We start from the raw sequence: 1601 nt of genomic DNA on the forward strand, positions 1-1601 counted from the left end.
AGCAAGGTCGACGTGGGTGCGTCGGTTGGGAAGGCACGTCCGTGCTCACCGTATCCAGCACCGACGGTACGACCGCCGGCGGAGCGTCGCTGCTGGACGAGATCATCCGGGAGGGTGCCCGACGGATGCTGGCCGCCGGGCTGGGGCCGAGGTCAATGCCTTACATAGCCGAGTTATCCGACCAGCGTGACGAGGGCGGCCGCTGGCTGGTGGTGTGTAACGGGTACCGCCATCGGCGGAAGGTCAGTACTGCTTAGAGGGGTTCTCACCGGCGAAAAACCCGGGTGATCATCTTTCCGATGGGCCGTAGGGTGGCCCGGTTCGGAAGGTCCAAGTACCGGAGGTCGCATGCGGGTCACGGAGTTCCTCGGCTGGAAGCGGGACCTTCCGCTGCGCTACCTGCTCGTCGAGGACGATTCCAGCCTGGAGGACCCCGAACGCGTCGCGCTCCTCGCGCGCTGCGTCGACGTCGAGGGGCTGTACGTGGCGCCAGTGCCGCCGCCCCGAGAGGTCGTCACTCTGCGCGGCTGCCCCCGTGACAGCCGGCTCGTCGCACTCGCCACCCGACCCGCTGCGGAGGACCGGCTGCTCGGCGACCTGGTCGTGGACGTCCTCGCCGCGGACGACATGACATCGCCGACGGACGTCGAGCTCGTCGACGTCTCAGTCATCACCCACCGCCCCACGCCCGGTGACTCGGAGCACATCGACCTGGTCCTCGGCGCCGGTGTCGCGAACACCATGTACAGGGCCCTGGCAGTGCCAGAGGCCCCGACTTCCTACCGCTTCGAAATCCGGTCGGCGCATCGGTGGGGCGACGAACCGCTCGGCACTTGCCTCGAAGCGCGGGGGCTGTACCCGCAGCGCCCCCCGCGGCCGGAGCCGATCCACCTGATCGGCTGCGAGCCCACCGAAGCGTTGCTGGAACGGTTGAAGGACCCGCACCCCCGGCCTTGGGAGTGCGTGTGGCTGGTGGCGTTGGACCGCAACGGTCGGGTCATGTACCACCGCGGCGTCGACGTCGACATCGCTGACGTGCGGCCCTCCGTCGTGGGCAGCTCTCTGCTGGACCTCGCGCTCGCGGACCGTCGCGACGACCGCCCGCCCCTGGAGGCCCGCGCGATTCACGAGACCTGGTACGACGGCGAACCGAGCCGGCCCAACCTCTGGGCACCGCTCACCACCCGGGGCCGGTACACGTGGCTGCGGCTGACGACCAGTGGCCCGTACGGCCCCGGCATCGGCCGCTCCGGCGGCGAGTACCATCTCGACGGCCGCTTCGCCACCGACGTGCCGGGCCTTCACCTGGCCATAGGCGAGGCCGTCCTCGGCCCCGGCCGGGAACTGGGAGGAGACCTCTTCTGGCTCCGGGACCGCCTCGGCGGCGGGCCAGCGGTCGTTCCCCCGTTCACTCTGGTCTGGCACGATTCCGACATCGCCCGTCGCACCTTCGCCGACCAGGCCGTCGAGTGCGGCGCGAGCAGCTCCTACTTCGACCGAGTCCTGGAGATCCTTGACGAGCGCGGCGTGACGGTCGTCCTGGACTAAAGCGCCCGGCTTCGGAACTACTCGTCATGCCACCGGCATTCCGCTCGCCGTCA

At 69.8% G+C, this 1601-nt stretch carries 1 protein-coding gene; it reads left to right on the top strand.

Features of this window, described 5'->3' with window-relative positions; translation table 11 throughout:
- Positions 1–348 precede the first annotated feature (348 nt).
- The gene (locus tag ACFY0X_RS36855; protein ID WP_387760890.1) at positions 349–1548 is read left to right on the top strand and encodes a hypothetical protein; all 1200 of its coding nucleotides are present in this window, start codon (positions 349–351) and stop codon (positions 1546–1548) included.
- Positions 1549–1601 lie beyond the last annotated feature (53 nt).

This window comes from Kitasatospora sp. NPDC001547 (assembly GCF_042894165.1).
Taxonomy (GTDB): domain Bacteria; phylum Actinomycetota; class Actinomycetes; order Streptomycetales; family Streptomycetaceae; genus Kitasatospora.

What these genes read in the sequence shown, in the direction of transcription:
- ACFY0X_RS36855 (WP_387760890.1), top strand. Translation starts at nt 349, where the DNA reads ATGCGGGTCACGGAGTTCCTCGGCTGGAAGCGGGACCTTCCGCTGCGC.